The sequence below is a fragment of the Halomonas sp. ALS9 genome, assembly GCF_001651035.1.
Lineage (GTDB): Bacteria > Pseudomonadota > Gammaproteobacteria > Pseudomonadales > Halomonadaceae > Vreelandella.
The window spans coordinates 1-14,501 of record NZ_LXRG01000231.1; the positions used below are offsets into that span (position 1 = coordinate 1).

The following is a 14,501-nucleotide window of genomic DNA, read 5'->3' on the forward strand; positions in this document are numbered from 1 at the left end:
ATGTTTGAACTCTTCATTATGTTTCGCCATGAAAAACACCCCAATCGTTGGAGGAGTGTCCAACTTTTGGGGTGCAGTTCACAAAGCGGGGCTTTTTTTGCATCTATAAAAGAGGTTTCGATCCAAACGTTTGCGGTTACTAGCCCTACTTTCTAAGCACTAGAATCTCTAAGCACCAGAAATAAACCTAGCTTTTATACGCTTTCTAAAAAGGCAGCACGCCGCTGAAGCCGACACCGAGTACGGCAACGATAACAACAACGATAACGACGATGGTAGTAGTAGACATTTTCTCTTCCTTTGAGTAGTGGGCATTGCTAAAGCTTAGTCGTGATCACGCTATTTCACACGTAAGCTAAAAACACAGCAATCTTTCCTTGAAGGCAGGAAAATACCTGCCAAGACGCCTTACGGCTAAGTTTCAAATTACCCGCTGTAAGGCGTTAGTAAAATAGCAGAAAATATCCAGTAGCGGGCTTATTTTCCACACTTACAGTCGTGGCCGCAGTCGTTGGAGCCATCGGCATGGCCGGTGGCGCAAGACTCGCAGCAATAGAGTTTGCCATCTTTCTCTACGGCTTTGCTGTCGACCGCGCATTTACACTTGGGGCACGCACACTCTTGTTGAGCCATGTTGAATCTCCTGTGTTAGAGATAAAGTGTAGACCCGCTCCCAAGTGTTATGTCATTGCATTTTATCAATTCCAAGCTGCTAATTTTCACGCCCCAACGCTTTACCCAATCTTCCAAAATAGTCGCCAAACGCTGCATTAACCCGCTCTCGTTGCTTTCCTTGCGGGTAAAGACCCACCTCCGCTTCGGGGGAGGCTTTGGTGCCTTTGACTAAGAAGTGGTTGGTGATAGCGGCGTCTTGTACAAAGGCCTCAAAGGCGCGGGCGCAGAGCTCTTCGGGTTTGCTGTAGTAGAGTTGACTTAGCTTTTTATCCACTTGCACCGAGTGCTGAAACAGCTCGCTAGGCTGATTGCCTGTTGGCTGCAGCAGAATAGCTTTGAAGCAGTCCATCAATAATTGATTAAGCGGGTGGGCGATGGGAGCCGCATCGGCTAGCCACGCGGTGGAGGCGAACATACCGTTGGGCGTACCGCGAAAACATTTTGTGGCGATGTAGTGGTCGAAAGCGTGAAACCACTCATGGGCGATGCTGCCAGGGCCTGCGTTTTTGGCCAGCGCAAAGCTGCGTTGGCTGGGGTCGTAGTGGGCAGAAACGCCCGGCCGACCACCGCTGCCGTACTGCAACGCTATTGTGCCGCGCAGCGAAATCAGCGCCTCTGGCCCCTGGAGAATCAACATAAGATCGCAAAGCGCATCGTGGAAAAGCTCAGCGGCCCGGTCACGCTCGGCACTGGTGACCCAGCGGCCAATCTCAATCGAGCGAAAATCAAACTGGCGCCGAATCAATGCAAAGCTGCTTGCCTGCCCATGACGATGGTCAGGCCCACTGCGGTAAAAATCCCGCGCTTCAATGCTCACTTATCATTTCTCCTTGTATTCCTCCATCCAGGCCCCCACTAACTAACCGTAACGCATTTTAATAGCCTCATTTTTCACCGTATGGAGAGAGTTATGAGCAAGCGTATTTTAGTGGTACTGACGTCACACGATCAGTTGGGTGATACCGGCAATAAGACCGGTTTTTGGCTCGAAGAGCTGGCCGCCCCTTATTATGTCTTTAAAGATGCGGGTGCTGAAGTAACGTTGGCATCGCCCAAGGGAGGGCAGCCGCCGCTGGATCCCAAAAGCGATGCAGAGGATAGCCAAACTGATGAAACGCGCCGCTTCAAGCAGGATGAGCATGCCAATGCTGAGCTTGCCGCTACCCATCGCTTGAGCGACATGAAGGCTGATGACTTCGATGCGGTGTTTTACCCCGGTGGCCATGGCCCACTGTGGGATCTCGTCGACGACGCGGACTCTATTCGCCTGATCGAAACCTTTATCGCCCAAGGCAAGCCGGTTGCCACGGTTTGTCACGCGCCGATTGTGTTAGTGAATGCGAAAGACAGCGCTGGCGAGCCGCTTGTTAAAGGCCGCCAGGTAACGGGCTTTACCAATGGCGAAGAAGAAGCCGTTGGCTTGACCAATATCGTGCCGCATCTCGTTGAAGATGCCTTACAAAAGTGCGGCGGGATTTATAGCAAAGCGGATGATTTTACCCCTTACGTGCGGGAAGACGGCCAGCTGATCACCGGGCAAAACCCGCCTTCCTCAGCACTAACGGCTGAAACGCTGATGGCGTGGCTGAAGAAATAACGCTGAAAGCGTATTAGTCCAGGGGTACGGTCATGCTGGCCTCCCTGTTGGCAGCCATGCATGGGGTGCCAACGTTAGGTCGGAAGCTTTGTTTCTAAATACAGGAATTCAAAAAGCCGTTATAAAACAATTTATTTGCCGCTAGATATCACAGGTTAGATAAACCTCCTGGTATAAAGCGCACTGTATAGGCATAGCGAAGGGATCTCGCGATAAGGAAGAACAAGCAAGGATTGCTTGTGTGGCACAAGGATGCACAAACAGGATGTTTGTGGTGCAAGATCAGGGAAGACCCAATGAAAACCCGGCCAAGGAATGGCCGGGTTTTTTTACCCCAGAATAAATAACATATTAATTAAGCTCTTGTTACGTTTTTATTAACTGTTTTTATTAACTATGCGTTGCTTATGTTGATAAAAGGGTAGCTGCACTACTAGATTACCCATAGGTTTATAACAAGCCGTCCTTTAACAGGCATAGTGATAGTAAAGCGAGCTTAACTCATTCAGGGGTACTTCAACCGCTGTTTGACAGTTTAGGCAGCGTAAGGTGGTGCTGTTTTTGCCGGTGCCTTCTAAACGGAAGCGGTTCAAAAATGGATTTCTGGGTGACTCTGAGTTACCGCAATGACGACAGATGACATCCAGTCCATTGACTTTGTTGGTAATTATAATATCGCGCACGCTGACCTCCTACCACTAGGTTAGATGATGGTTCAGGCGTGGTAACGTCCATGTAGAGCAGTATCGTTGCCGACACTTTTAAAAGTATAGCGCTGCTGGGCATACGCGCCATTTAAAAAAGATAAAAAGCGTGCTTTAAATGGCGATCCTTGAAGCTGTGAAAAAAGATAAATTTTTTTCCGTTTTGATAACATAGGTTAAATAAATAGACCGTTTTAAGGTTCATAGTTAGCATACACCACACGGAAGTGGAAACAGGGAAGATTAAGCTAGGATGGCTTACGCTCATGGAAGCACAAACAGGATGTTTGTGAAGATGAATCAAGGAAGGTTTGATAAAGCCCCAGCCAAGGAATGGCCGGGGCTTCTTTTTTTATACGCTTGTTTTATTTCTTAGCTTTCTTCTTGTTTTTCTTGCTGTGGTTACTTTCTCCACTTTGGGTACTCGCAGCGCTTTGCTCGCTTTCGGTATTCTCATCTTTACTGTCATCACCCTCACTCTCCGGCTTATCGCTGCCTTGATGAGTGAGCGGGCTAGCTTGGTCTAAGCGCGGGTGGTTATCCAGGAATTCACGCTGTAGGTCTGGTATGGCATCCAAGGCTTGCAGGGTATGGGTGAGGGCGTGAATAGCCGCCAGCACATCCTGGGTATGGCCGGTTTCTGAAATGGTGTGCATATTGCGGATGGGGAAACCGATTGAGGTAGCGGCGCTATCGATAGACGCTAATACGCCTGCCATGCCATCGGTACCCGTATCTACACCGACAATATCGCGCTGCAGCGGGATGTCCTGCTCTTTAGCGGCGGTAGCGATAATGCGGTTGAGCTGTTCGCTGGCAATCGATCCCACCGCCATGGTGAAGCCTTTGCCCATCTCTAGCGGCTGCATGCGCTTGTCGCCAATACCGGGCGCAGCCACATAGTCGTGGTTTACGTCCACGCCAATCAAGGCATCCGGCTTCATTTCGCCCGCCATCACGCGGCTGCCGAAACGGCCAATCTCTTCATAGCTGGCAATCGCAAACAGCACGCGCACGTTTTTCGTGCCACCTGCTTCAGCAATCAAGCGCGCGACTTCGGCGGCCACAAAACAGCCCAACCCGTTATCCAGGTAAGCGCCGTAGAACGTATTAGGGCTAAAGCCGGGGCGGATAGGGCGGTCGAAAATAATCGAGTCGCCAGGGCGCACACCTAAGTTCAACACCTGTTGCTTTTTATTCTCGCCGTGGATCTGTAGATCCAGGTAGATCTGCTCTTTTTTCAGCCCTTTGCTGCCATCGCGCTGGGCAGGGTCAGAAAAGTGAATCGCGCCCAGTGCTTCTACCGTGCCGCCTTCAATGCAGCGGTAGCTGCCAGGGGCATCGGGGTCTTCGCTAAACAGCTTCACTTCATGGCCGATCAGTACGGTAGGCAGGAACGAATCGGTGTTGATCCAAATCTTGCCGTCTTCACCAATTGAGCGCACCTGCATACGGATTTTATCCGCATGGCCGATGATCATGACCTTGAACATATCGTCGCGGTCTGGGTGAGTGTCCAGCACAACGCCCGCGTTGCCCTTGAACTGGTGAAGGTGCCAGCTTTTAGGGGCAAAAGATTCAAAATGTGGCTTCAGCACGCCGTAGGTCATGGCCGCTTCCAGGCCGACGGGGCTGGGGGCAGCAAGAATTTCGCGCATTAGTTTGAACTGCGCGTCGGGCATCGGTTGTGTCCAGGGTTTTGCACTATCGCTCATCGTTGTCGCTCACTCATTTTTAGATGGATGTTAATCACCTCTAGTCTGCCAGATTCCCGCGCGGTGTGTAGAGAAAGCCGCTTATTCGTGGCAATGAATTAGCTCGCGCAGGGCGCTGGTGGCGGCGGACGGAGGATGACGTCGGCTTAATACAATGCCCAGTTCACGGCGAATCGTCGGCTCGACCAGCGGGCGGTGTTCGATGCCATCAGTAGCAATTTGGCGAAAACTGAGCGAGGGCAGCACGCTAATGCCCAATCCCGCAGCCACCATGCGCCCTACCGTGGCGATCTGGCGCGCGTCGCATAAGATATCCAGTCGTTCTCCTACGCTTTGCATAATACGGTCAATATCCTGGCGCGAGCTGGAAAGGCGATTGATACCGATAAATGGATAAGCCGCGAGTTGGCTCCAGGCAACGGCTGATTGCGCCAGCAACGAGTGCCCGCAGGGGCAAACGACCACATAGCTGTCTTCGAGTACAGGCTCAAACGTTAGATCGTCTGCGTCGCTTGGCGGCACGGAAAGCCCCAGGTCGGCGCGGCCTTCGCGCACCATTTGATTGATCTGCTCAGCCAATACATCGTGCAGGCTAAGGTTAATACGTGGGTAGGCTTCATGAAAAAGCTTAATGACGCGGGGGAATAATCCTGCCGCCAGAGTAGGCAGGGCGGCCACGGTTACCTTTCCGCGCTGTTTTGAAAACTGGTCGTTAAGATCTTCAAAGGCTTCATTCCAATCATTCAACAGCCGCACGGCAACGGGCAGAAAAGCTTCGCCTTCAGGTGTTAACGCGAGCTGGCGCGTGGTGCGGGCAAACAGGGCACCACCGACGTTCTCCTCGAGTTTACGCAGGGCAATCGAGATCGCCGGTTGGGAAAGGTGCACGCGCTCGCTGGCCTCTGCAAGGCTGCGCGAGTGGGCGACGGCAACAAAAACACGCAACTGCTGGATGCTTGGATTCATTTAGAAAGTAAAACATAAATTAAAAACTATTCAATATACAAAATTAACCCGGCAGACCATGCTTGTTTTATCGCATGCAATCAGCGTCGCGATCACCGTTTTAGATAAAAAACCGCTCTACAATAACAATAGCTCGCTTAGCGAGCTTCGGAGACACAATGAAAACGCTACTTACCGCCATGGTGGCAAGCGCCGCGGTGCTGGCTGCTGCCACTTCCCATGCCGATGAGCGCCTGCTGATTGGTTCCACCTCCAGCTCTTCCAGCCACTACAGTTACTTTGTTGCGGTTAATCAAATCATTAATAACCAAGTCGAAGGGGTGAGCTCTTCCGTTGCAGAAACCGGTGCTACGGTGGATAACCTGCGCCGGTTAGGCCGCAACCAAATCGATATGGGCTTGGTTACCACTAACACCGGTTATCACGCCTACGCTGGCGAGGAAGATTTTGAAGGCCGCCCCGTCGATAACCGCCTGCTATGGGTCTACACCGTGGCACCGCAGAATGCCGTGATGCGCCAGGATGCAGGGGTGGAAACCTTCGCTGACTTAAAAGGTGTACGTTTCAATCCAGGGATTACCGGGTCAGCCACCGAGAAAACCACCGAAGCGGTAATGCGCGCGTTAGGTATCGAACCTGATTACGTGCGCGGTTCAACGACCGATATGGTCGACGCCATGAAGGATGGCCGAGTGATGGGGTCGGTAAAATCGGGGGTCGGAGAACGCCTGGATGGCTCCTCCATGGACATCGCCACTTTCACACCGATAAGTGTGCTGTCGCTTGACCAAGAGCAGGCCGACACACTGCGCAGCGAAATGCCCGACGTAGCGATTGTCGATGTGCCCGAAGGGGCCGCAGAGGGTATTCCTGCTTACACCACTTGGGCCTTTGGTGTGGCCGTGCACGCCCATCCAGATATGGATGACGAGACCGCCTATCAAATCGTCAAAGCCGTGATGGAAAACCCAGAGCCGCAGGTTAACGCCTTCGCTGCCATGCAGGATGCGGATATGGCGAAGATGACCCTGGAGGTTGGCACCGTGCCACTTCATGCCGGCGCTGCGCGCTATTTCGAAGAGCAGGGGTACGACATCCCCGATGCCTTGCAGCCAGTCCAGTAAGGCCCATTGGAGACGATGATCATGCGCGAGACAGTGACCAAAGGCTTGGCGCTCCTGCTGGGTGGGCTAATCCTTTATACCTCTGCCACTGGGCCATTCGAGAGCTTGATTCAGCGGAGTATCTTTCTCGCGCTGGTCATCCTGCTAGGGCTTGCCGTTTACCCATTAGGCGCAGGCAAGCGCTGGCGGCCGCTGGGCATTGCTATTGATGCGGTGCTGGCAGTGGGTGTGGTAGTTGCCTGTGGCTATGTGGCGCTGAACTACGAGCAAATTCTGGTCGAACTCCCCTGGGCGACACCTCGGGATATGCTGCTGACCGGCGTACTGCTGGTGGCGATTCTAGAGCTGTCACGCCGCGCCATCGGCGTGATCTTTCCACTGTTAGTGTTAGTGGGTTTGGCTTATGCGTTGTTTGGGGCGGTAATCCCTGGGCCGCTTGGCCACCGTGGGTTTGATCTTTACTACATGACCGAAACCATCTACCTCGGCGATTTAGGCTTGTGGGGCATGCTGGTGGGTGTCGCCGCGACGACCATTGCCGCCTTCGTACTGTTCGGCTGTTTGCTGCTACATACCGGAGGCGGCAATACCTTTATGGATTTGGCGTTGCGTATTAGCGGCCGCTCGCCGGGCGGTGCTGCCAAAGTGGCCACGGTGGCCTCCGGGCTGTTTGGCATGGTCAGCGGCAGCGCGGTAGCCAATGTCGCCACCACGGGCAATTTCACCATTCCCATGATGAAGCGCTTGAACTACCCGCGCCCGTTCGCGGCTGGAGTTGAGGCCGTGGCCTCGACCGGTGGCCAAATAGCACCGCCAATTCTTGGTGCTGCGGCGTTTATCATGGCGGAGATTCTAGGCGAAAGTTACCTGCGTATCGCCTTAGCGGCTTTGCTGCCCGCGATCCTTTTCTACCTGGGGGTGTTTGTCACCATTCACTTGGTCGCCAAGCGCCGCCAACTGCAGGTAGTACCCGATGATGAGCTCCCCAGCTGGTCAGATGTGATACGCCCTGAACGAATCATTCCCATTCTGGCCGCTTTGGGCGGGCTGTTTTACGGCGTACTTAGCGGCCGTTCGATTCAAATGTCGGCGTTCTACGGCATCTTAATGACCGTGCTAACGTTCGTGCCTTTTGCGCTGATGGCCAAAATGTCGCTGCGCGAGATACTCGGCAAACTGGTGGCAGGCCTAGTCGATGCAGGCAAAGGCATGGTGATTATCGGCGTGCTATTGGCCGGGGCACAGATTCTGGTGGCGATGATCGGTATGACCGGCATCGGTGTGACGTTAGCGAGTTTGATTGTCACGGTGGGCGGAGAATCGCTGTTCCTGGTCGCCTTTATCGTTGGCGGCGTGTGCCTGATTTTAGGCATGGGCATTCCCACTACGGCAGCGTATGTGCTGGTGGCGTCGGTACTGGCTCCAGCGCTCACGGCCATTGGCGTTGAACCACTGATTGCCCACCTGTTTGTTTTCTACTTCGCTACCCTGTCGGTGATTACGCCGCCCGTCTGCATTGCGGTCTTTGTAGCCTCAGGTATTGCCGACACCAACTGGCTGCCTGCCGCGATTGAATCAGTGCGCTTGGCGGCGGCTATTTATGTGATCCCCTTCCTGCTGCTGATCTACCCGGCCTTAGCGGGGTTTGGTTCTGGCCTGGATATCATCTTGGCCAGCTGCCAAGGGGTGGTGTTCGTAATGGCGTTTGCCGCGCTGATGTCGCGGGTAGCCATGACGGGTAAGCGCTTGCTCGATGTCGTTGCGCTGATCGCGGTGATTGGGCTGGCGCTGACGCCCGGCTGGCTGACCACGCTGGCAGCGCTAGCGTTAATTATTGGGCTGTTTGTACGCCGCCGCTCGCTGCTAAGAGACGAGCTGAAGCCTGTTGCGGACGACCACCACTCTCTTCAGGCCAAGGAGACACAGCTATGAGCTTTTTATTAGGCAGCGGGGCGGGCTTTTCCGGCGACCGTACCGATGCGGCCGTGGCGGTGGTGGCAGAGTTGATCAAGCGGCAGCAACCCTCCGCGCTAGTATTTGAAACCCTGGGCGAACGGACATTAGCGGCAGCCCACCGGGCGATGCGTGACGACCCCGAAAGCGGGTTTGAACCGCTGTTGGACGAGCTGCTGGCGCCGGTGCTGCGCGACTGCCTGGACCACGGCATTAAAGTTCTAGGCAACTTCGGTGCAGCGAACCCTGGCGGCGCGTGCCAGGTAATTGCAGAGCTGGCCACACAGCTTGGGCGCGCGGATGTGCGCATTGCTCAGGTACATGGCGATGATATCCGACAGCAGCTACACAGCTTGGACTTACAGCGCTGGGAGGCCGAGCGGCTGGATATGCCGAGCGATGACGCCTTGATTTCAGCCAATGTCTACCTGGGTGCCAAGGCGCTGGCAGAAGCGTTGGCGATGCAGGCAGATGTAGTGGTCACCGGGCGCGTTGCCGACCCAGCGCTGTTTTTAGCGCCGCTGATGCACCACTTCGACTGGCGTTGGGACGATTGGGACCGTCTGGCCTGCGGCATGATGGCGGGTCATTTGGCAGAGTGCGGCGCCCAGGTGAGCGGCGGCTACTTTGCTGACCCAGGTTTTAAAGACGTACCGGAGCTTGCCACAGTGGGCTATCCGATTATTGAAGTAGAGCAGGATGGCAGCCTTATTATTACCAAGCCCGCCAACACCGGCGGCTGTGTAACCGAGCAAACGGTGAAAGAACAGCTGCTTTATGAAGTGCATGACCCGGCTAATTACCTGACCCCGGATGTCACGGTGAACCTTTCCCATGCCGAGGTGCGTCAGTTAGCACCCAACCGCGTGGCGGTGACGGGAATTCGCGGCAAGCCAGCGCCTGAGCGGCTAAAAACCACCGTGTGCTATGAAGGTGGCTGGCAGGGCGAGGCGGAGATTTCCTATGCAGGGCCCAACGCCCTGGCAAGGGCACAGCTTGCAGCGCAGGTGCTGCGTGAACGATTGGTGTTTCGTGCTCCCGCTGAGCTGCGTACCCGCTTGGATATCATTGGCCTAAGCAGCGTATTTGATAGCGATAGCGGTGAGTTGCAGCGTAGCGCTTCAGCTCCTGCCAACGGCGATTATCGGCTGCGGCTGGCGGCCGAGCACAGCGAGCGGCGCTGGGTCGCCCGTGCCACCCAAGAGCTTCTGGCGCTTTACTGTGCCGGGCCTGCGGGAGGCGGTGGCGTGCGGCGCCAATTTCAACGGCGAGTGTTTACGGCTTCATATTTGGTCAAGCGTAGCGACGTTCATGCCCATGCCAGCCTGTTTGAATCGTCGCCCCTCGGCGAACGTAGGAGTGAACGTTATGTTGCAAGCTGAACACACGCAAACGCCGGTGCACCCGCATTCTCCTGTCACCCTTCATCAACTCGCCCATGCCCGTGCAGGCGATAAGGGCGAGCGGCTTAATGTGGCGTTATTTGCCTATGACCCAAACCACTACACCACCTTACTGGAGCAGGTAACCGAGGAGCGTGTGTTGGCGCTGTTTGCCCACCGCGGTGCCAGCCGAGTGCGGCGCTACCCTTTGCCTAATTTGGCGGGCATGAACTTCGTGATCGATGACGTGCTTCAGGGCGGCGTTAATGGCGCGCTCAACTTGGATGGGCATGGCAAAACGCTGTCGTTTTTGCTGTTAAGTCTGGAGGTCAATGTCTAGCCATACCCCCGACCTAGGTCGTCATTACGCACTGCTCAAAACACCTTACTATGTTGGCTAATGTATGCTTGCTAACAAATATAACAAGCTGTAACGGTGTTTAAGGAGCCGCTTAATGACCGCAGCAACATTAAGTTCTCAGCGCTTTAAAGTGCTACTGGCGGGCGTTTTCAGCCAAATACTGTGCGTCGGGGTCGCTCGTTTTGCCTATACGCCGTTACTGCCGGTGATGCAGCAGCAGACCTGGATGGGCGACGCCGATGGCGGCTGGCTGGCGGCACTTAACTACGCGGGCTATATGCTGGGGGCGGTGCTGGCTGCTTCTATTCACAGTATTTATATCAAAGACACACTATTTCGCTGCGGGTTAATTCTAGCTGTATTCACCACGGCGGGTATGGCGCTCACCGAGCATTTCTGGGTCTGGGCAGGGCTGCGTTTTCTGGCCGGGCTTTCCAGCAGTGCTTCAATGCTATTAGCGTCAGGGCTGATTCTTCATTGGTTAATCCAGCACCGCCAGCGTGGCGAGCTGGGTATTCATTTTGCCGGTGTGGGCTTAGGCATGATTGTCGCGGCGGTGGCGGTGGAAATGATGCTGCAGCTCTCGTTTAGCTGGCAGACCCAGTGGTGGGGCTTTAGCCTGCTGGGTGCCGCACTGCTTGTGCCGGCCTGGCGCTGGCTGCCGCGCCCGGTAAAACCAGTGCTAGGTGCCCACTCAGCGAATAGCCAACCCACAATGCCGCCTACGCGCACCTTTATGCGCTGGATGCTCGCCGCCTACTTTTGTGCCGGTTACGGCTATGTGATCAGTGCGACCTTTTTAGTCGCTATCGTCGAGCGGGAACCGCTGCTGGCGGGAATGGGTAACTGGACGTTCGCCCTGGCCGGTTTGGCCGCCGCCCCTGCGGTCATGCTATGGGATTTAGTTGCCCGACGGGTGGGCTACCTGGGGGCACTGATTATCGCTATGGGGATTCAAGTGGTGGGCATAGTGCTGCCGGCTATTACCGCCAATGCCGCTGTGGTGCTGTTAAGCGCTGTGCTCTACGGTGGCACCTTTCTGGGCTGCGTCAGCCTGGTACTGACCATGGCGGGCAGGCTCTATCCGGCAAGCCCGGCACGGTTAATGGGCCAGATGACGCTGGCATACGGTGTCGCTCAAATATGCGCCCCAGCGTTAACCGGTATGTTAGCGGAAGCCTCTGGCCATTATGGCGTTGGGCTATGGTTGGCGGGCGGCTTTGTAACGCTTGGCGCCGTGTTGCTGGCCTGTTTACGCAAGGTGGATCAAACCGCTCAGCGCTTGGATGCCGCTGCCAAAGCCTCGGTGTACACCTAGGGGTTAGCGCCTAGGGCCTAGCCCTTAGGATCTAGCCCTTAAGAATAGCGCCGAGTGGGCATTACCCACGAAATCCTTTAGGATAATCGCCTTTTTCTGACGGGATAAATGGGCAAATGACCACTTCTGGGCAACCTCGCACTCAGTGGCTAGGCCGCTGGGGCTTTATGTTGGCAGCCACCGGCTCTGCGGTGGGGCTGGGCAATATCTGGAAATTTCCCTACATGACTGGGGAGTTTGGCGGCGGCGCCTTTGTATTGGTTTATCTGGCCTGTATCTTTGCTGTGGGTGTGCCGGTAATGATGGCAGAGATCGCTTTTGGGCGACGTGGTCGCGGCAGCCCGGTAAACGCCATTCGCCGTGTGGTCAACGAATCTGGCCGTTCATCGGCGTGGTCGTTGATTGGTTGGATGGCCATGCTGTGCGGTTTTATGATCTTGTCGTTCTACGTGGTGGTGGCGGGCTGGTCGTTCTCCTATCTGTGGAAAATGCTCACCGGCGGACTTGCGGGCAGCAGCGTCGATGATATGGCCGCTGTGTTTGGTGCCAATAACGACAACCCGCTCAACCTTGGTTTTTGGAGCACCTTGGTAACGCTACTGACGATGCTGATCGTGGGCAAAGGCGTGCAGCAGGGGATCGAGAAGAGCGTTAGCTGGATGATGCCGGGGCTGGTGGTCATGCTGGTGGTGCTGATTGGTTTTGGCATGTTTTCCGGCGGTTTTGGCGCCGCGGTCAATTTCCTGTTCTCGTTTAACGCGGGGAGCCTTTCCAGCGAGGGTATGCTGGCAGCCCTTGGGCATGCATTTTTTACCCTATCGCTGGGCTCCGGGGCGATTCTCACCTACGGCAGCTACCTGCCTAAAGGCGCCTCAATTGGTGGCACTACGATTAGTGTGGCGGTGGCGGATACCGTGGTGGCGCTAATGGCGGGGCTGGCGATCTTCCCGGTGATTTTTGCCAACGGCATGAACCCCGGCGAAGGCCCTGGGCTGATTTTTATGAGCCTGCCGCTGGCCTTTCAGGCAATGCCGCTTGGCACGCTGTTTGGCATCTTGTTCTTCCTTATGCTCTCCATGGCGGCGTTAACCTCCTCGATCTCTATGGTCGAGGCCACGGTTTCCTGGCTGTGCGATAACAAAGGCATCTCGCGTTCGAAAGCCTCCTGGGGAACAGGCATTGTGCTGTGGGTGATCAGCACCTTAGCGATGCTGTCGTTTAACCTTGGGGCTGACTGGACACTGGGCGGTAAAAATTTCTTTGATTGGCTGGATTATTTAACCTCACGCTGGATGATGCCGCTGGGTGGCTTGGGCACGGTGGTGTTGGCTGGGTTTGTGCTGAAAAGCAACACCTTCCGCGACGAGCTGGGGCTGTCCCCTTTGGCTTACGCGCTGTGGCTGACCATGGTGCGCTATGTTAGCCCGCTGGGAATTGTGGTGATTTTTGTCGACGCGCTGGGTGTCTATCAGGTTTCGTTTGCCGCCCACTGGCCGTGGCTGCTAGCGATTCTGGCCGCCATGGCGGTGCTTGGCGAAAGCCTAAGCCCACGCTTGCGTCACGCGCTGAAAACAGCGTAATACGCTACGGCATCTGCCCCGATAACAAACGCTGCTGCTGAGCTTTCACTTCATCGCTGCGCAGCGGCGTTTGGCAGGTCGCATACACTTCTGTTAGGAATCGCTTGCGTGACCCTCGGTAGGTACCGCTAAGTAGCGCCGCCTGGGTAAGCGTATTAAGCAGTGTTTTACGTGACTCCCCCGTCAGTTGCGCATAGCCCTGTAGGGCAGTTGGCCAATCAACGTCAATTGCCAGTGGTTTATCAGGCAGGCTGTTCAGCAGGCGAGCCAATAGCAGCACTAGATTTGGGTGCGGGTGCTGATTGCGCATAATTAGCTCACCCACCCCCTGGGCTACCAGGCGTCGGGTGTGTTCATCGCTATCAGTCAGCGTTTCCATCAAGTGCTTAACCAGGGCGGGGCCACGCGCCTGCAAGTAAGCTTCTTGAATAATGCGTGCGGCTATCCAGGCGTTCCATACGGCGTACAGCGGCCCGGTTAATATGGGTAGAAAGCCGCGCAACGTCAGTCGTCCCAATAGCCGACGCAGCAGTAAACGCAGCAGAAAGCTGCTTAAGCTGATTTTTAAACGGTAAAGCAGCGCTCGAAGCGTTAGCTTCCAGCCATGCAGGTAAGCGTGGGGGTCTACGCCATAAATAAGACTACCAGGACTGGGGTATTCCAGTGCCGACCGGGAAATGCCGTGAACGGTCAACTGAATATCGGGTTCAAGAGCTTCTGTTTGGCCGTAACGTAGGCCCGCCAAACGGGTAATACGCGCCACGCCGCGCAGTGCATTCCAGTATAAAAAGCCGATTTCCAGCGCGGTAACCAAGCCTGCGACGGCCAGATAGCCACTCCAGTAGGGGAGTTGCTCCCTAAGGCTCATGGCTTCCCAGTGGCTAGTGGCAAACTCACGCATCCACCATTCGGCGCTGCCAATCAGCGTGCCGGAAATCAACCCAGCGAGCGCTGCCCAGGCGATAATCCAGCGCCGTGCCCGCTTCAGGGCCTGCGGATCGGGGGAATTAAGTGCTGGGTGGCGGCGTAAATAGCCCTGTACATAGCGGCTAGCCCAGCGCTGCGCTAGCCCGGGGGCTGGGGCGTATTCTTTATCTGGCCGAGTGAGGGACATAAAAACAGCGGT

General features: G+C 55.3%; 12 protein-coding genes. 7 read left to right on the forward strand and 5 right to left on the reverse strand.

Features of this window, described 5'->3' with window-relative positions:
- Nucleotides 1-477: 477 nt before the first annotated feature.
- Both A6R74_RS22455 and A6R74_RS20155 read right to left on the reverse strand, forming a co-directional pair.
- Complete coding sequence (locus tag A6R74_RS22455) at nucleotides 478-633, reverse strand: metallothionein (protein WP_082906767.1); 156 nt, start codon at nucleotides 631-633, stop codon at nucleotides 478-480.
- 79 nt (nucleotides 634-712) lie between these two features.
- Nucleotides 713-1,492: a CLCA_X family protein gene (locus A6R74_RS20155; RefSeq protein ID WP_064236249.1), complete on the reverse strand. Its 780-nt coding sequence runs from the start codon at nucleotides 1,490-1,492 to the stop codon at nucleotides 713-715.
- A gap of 93 nt (nucleotides 1,493-1,585) precedes the next feature.
- On the opposite strand from A6R74_RS20155, the gene A6R74_RS20160 reads away from it, so the two are divergent.
- Nucleotides 1,586-2,272 (forward strand): type 1 glutamine amidotransferase domain-containing protein, encoded by a 687-nt coding sequence (locus A6R74_RS20160; protein WP_064236250.1) that lies wholly within the window; start codon nucleotides 1,586-1,588, stop codon nucleotides 2,270-2,272.
- A 1,069-nt stretch (nucleotides 2,273-3,341) separates the two neighbouring features.
- Here the strand turns inward: A6R74_RS20160 and A6R74_RS20170 are convergent.
- Together A6R74_RS20170 and A6R74_RS20175 are read right to left on the reverse strand one after the other, a co-directional pair.
- On the reverse strand, nucleotides 3,342-4,691 hold the full coding sequence (locus tag A6R74_RS20170; RefSeq protein WP_064236252.1) for a M20/M25/M40 family metallo-hydrolase: 1,350 nt from the start codon (nucleotides 4,689-4,691) through the stop codon (nucleotides 3,342-3,344).
- An 81-nt stretch (nucleotides 4,692-4,772) separates the two neighbouring features.
- On the reverse strand, nucleotides 4,773-5,657 hold the full coding sequence (locus A6R74_RS20175; RefSeq protein WP_064236253.1) for a LysR family transcriptional regulator: 885 nt from the start codon (nucleotides 5,655-5,657) through the stop codon (nucleotides 4,773-4,775).
- A 158-nt stretch (nucleotides 5,658-5,815) separates the two neighbouring features.
- On the opposite strand from A6R74_RS20175, the gene A6R74_RS20180 reads away from it, so the two are divergent.
- The 6 genes from A6R74_RS20180 to A6R74_RS20205 all read left to right on the forward strand — a co-directional run bounded on the left by A6R74_RS20180 (nucleotide 5,816) and on the right by A6R74_RS20205 (nucleotide 13,375).
- The gene (locus A6R74_RS20180; RefSeq protein ID WP_064236254.1) at nucleotides 5,816-6,781 is read left to right on the forward strand and encodes a TAXI family TRAP transporter solute-binding subunit; all 966 of its coding nucleotides are present in this window, start codon (nucleotides 5,816-5,818) and stop codon (nucleotides 6,779-6,781) included.
- Nucleotides 6,782-6,802: 21 nt separating this feature from the next.
- On the forward strand, nucleotides 6,803-8,713 hold the full coding sequence (locus A6R74_RS20185; protein WP_240488284.1) for a TRAP transporter permease: 1,911 nt from the start codon (nucleotides 6,803-6,805) through the stop codon (nucleotides 8,711-8,713).
- The gene (locus A6R74_RS20190; protein WP_064236256.1) at nucleotides 8,710-10,116 is read left to right on the forward strand and encodes an acyclic terpene utilization AtuA family protein; all 1,407 of its coding nucleotides are present in this window, start codon (nucleotides 8,710-8,712) and stop codon (nucleotides 10,114-10,116) included. The genes A6R74_RS20185 and A6R74_RS20190 overlap by 4 nt, the downstream gene beginning before the upstream one ends.
- A complete protein-coding gene (locus tag A6R74_RS20195) occupies nucleotides 10,103-10,456 on the forward strand; it encodes an AtuA-related protein (RefSeq protein WP_064236257.1) in 354 nt (117 codons plus the stop codon). The genes A6R74_RS20190 and A6R74_RS20195 overlap by 14 nt, the downstream gene beginning before the upstream one ends.
- 115 nt (nucleotides 10,457-10,571) lie before the next feature.
- On the forward strand, nucleotides 10,572-11,795 hold the full coding sequence (locus tag A6R74_RS20200) for a YbfB/YjiJ family MFS transporter (protein ID WP_064236258.1): 1,224 nt from the start codon (nucleotides 10,572-10,574) through the stop codon (nucleotides 11,793-11,795).
- 116 nt (nucleotides 11,796-11,911) lie between these two features.
- Nucleotides 11,912-13,375 carry a sodium-dependent transporter gene (locus A6R74_RS20205; protein WP_064236259.1) on the forward strand — a complete coding sequence of 488 codons (1,464 nt, stop codon included), beginning with the start codon at nucleotides 11,912-11,914 and terminating at the stop codon, nucleotides 13,373-13,375.
- Nucleotides 13,376-13,379: 4 nt separating this feature from the next.
- Here the strand turns inward: A6R74_RS20205 and A6R74_RS20210 are convergent, their stop codons facing one another.
- Nucleotides 13,380-14,489 carry an LBF_2804 family protein gene (locus A6R74_RS20210; protein WP_064236260.1) on the reverse strand — a complete coding sequence of 370 codons (1,110 nt, stop codon included), beginning with the start codon at nucleotides 14,487-14,489 and terminating at the stop codon, nucleotides 13,380-13,382.
- Nucleotides 14,490-14,501: the final 12 nt, after the last annotated feature.

Bases quoted from the DNA above. Each gene is read 5' to 3' on its own strand.
- A6R74_RS20170 (WP_064236252.1), bottom strand. From the start codon at position 4,691: ATGAGCGATAGTGCAAAACCCTGGACACAACCGATGCCCGACGCGCAG.
- A6R74_RS20175 (WP_064236253.1), bottom strand. From the start codon at position 5,657: ATGAATCCAAGCATCCAGCAGTTGCGTGTTTTTGTTGCCGTCGCCCAC.
- A6R74_RS20210 (WP_064236260.1), bottom strand. From the start codon at position 14,489: ATGTCCCTCACTCGGCCAGATAAAGAATACGCCCCAGCCCCCGGGCTA.
- A6R74_RS20205 (WP_064236259.1), top strand. From the start codon at position 11,912: ATGACCACTTCTGGGCAACCTCGCACTCAGTGGCTAGGCCGCTGGGGC.
- A6R74_RS20190 (WP_064236256.1), top strand. From the start codon at position 8,710: ATGAGCTTTTTATTAGGCAGCGGGGCGGGCTTTTCCGGCGACCGTACC.
- A6R74_RS22455 (WP_082906767.1), bottom strand. From the start codon at position 633: ATGGCTCAACAAGAGTGTGCGTGCCCCAAGTGTAAATGCGCGGTCGAC.
- A6R74_RS20185 (WP_240488284.1), top strand. From the start codon at position 6,803: ATGCGCGAGACAGTGACCAAAGGCTTGGCGCTCCTGCTGGGTGGGCTA.
- A6R74_RS20200 (WP_064236258.1), top strand. From the start codon at position 10,572: ATGACCGCAGCAACATTAAGTTCTCAGCGCTTTAAAGTGCTACTGGCG.
- A6R74_RS20160 (WP_064236250.1), top strand. From the start codon at position 1,586: ATGAGCAAGCGTATTTTAGTGGTACTGACGTCACACGATCAGTTGGGT.
- A6R74_RS20180 (WP_064236254.1), top strand. From the start codon at position 5,816: ATGAAAACGCTACTTACCGCCATGGTGGCAAGCGCCGCGGTGCTGGCT.
- A6R74_RS20195 (WP_064236257.1), top strand. From the start codon at position 10,103: ATGTTGCAAGCTGAACACACGCAAACGCCGGTGCACCCGCATTCTCCT.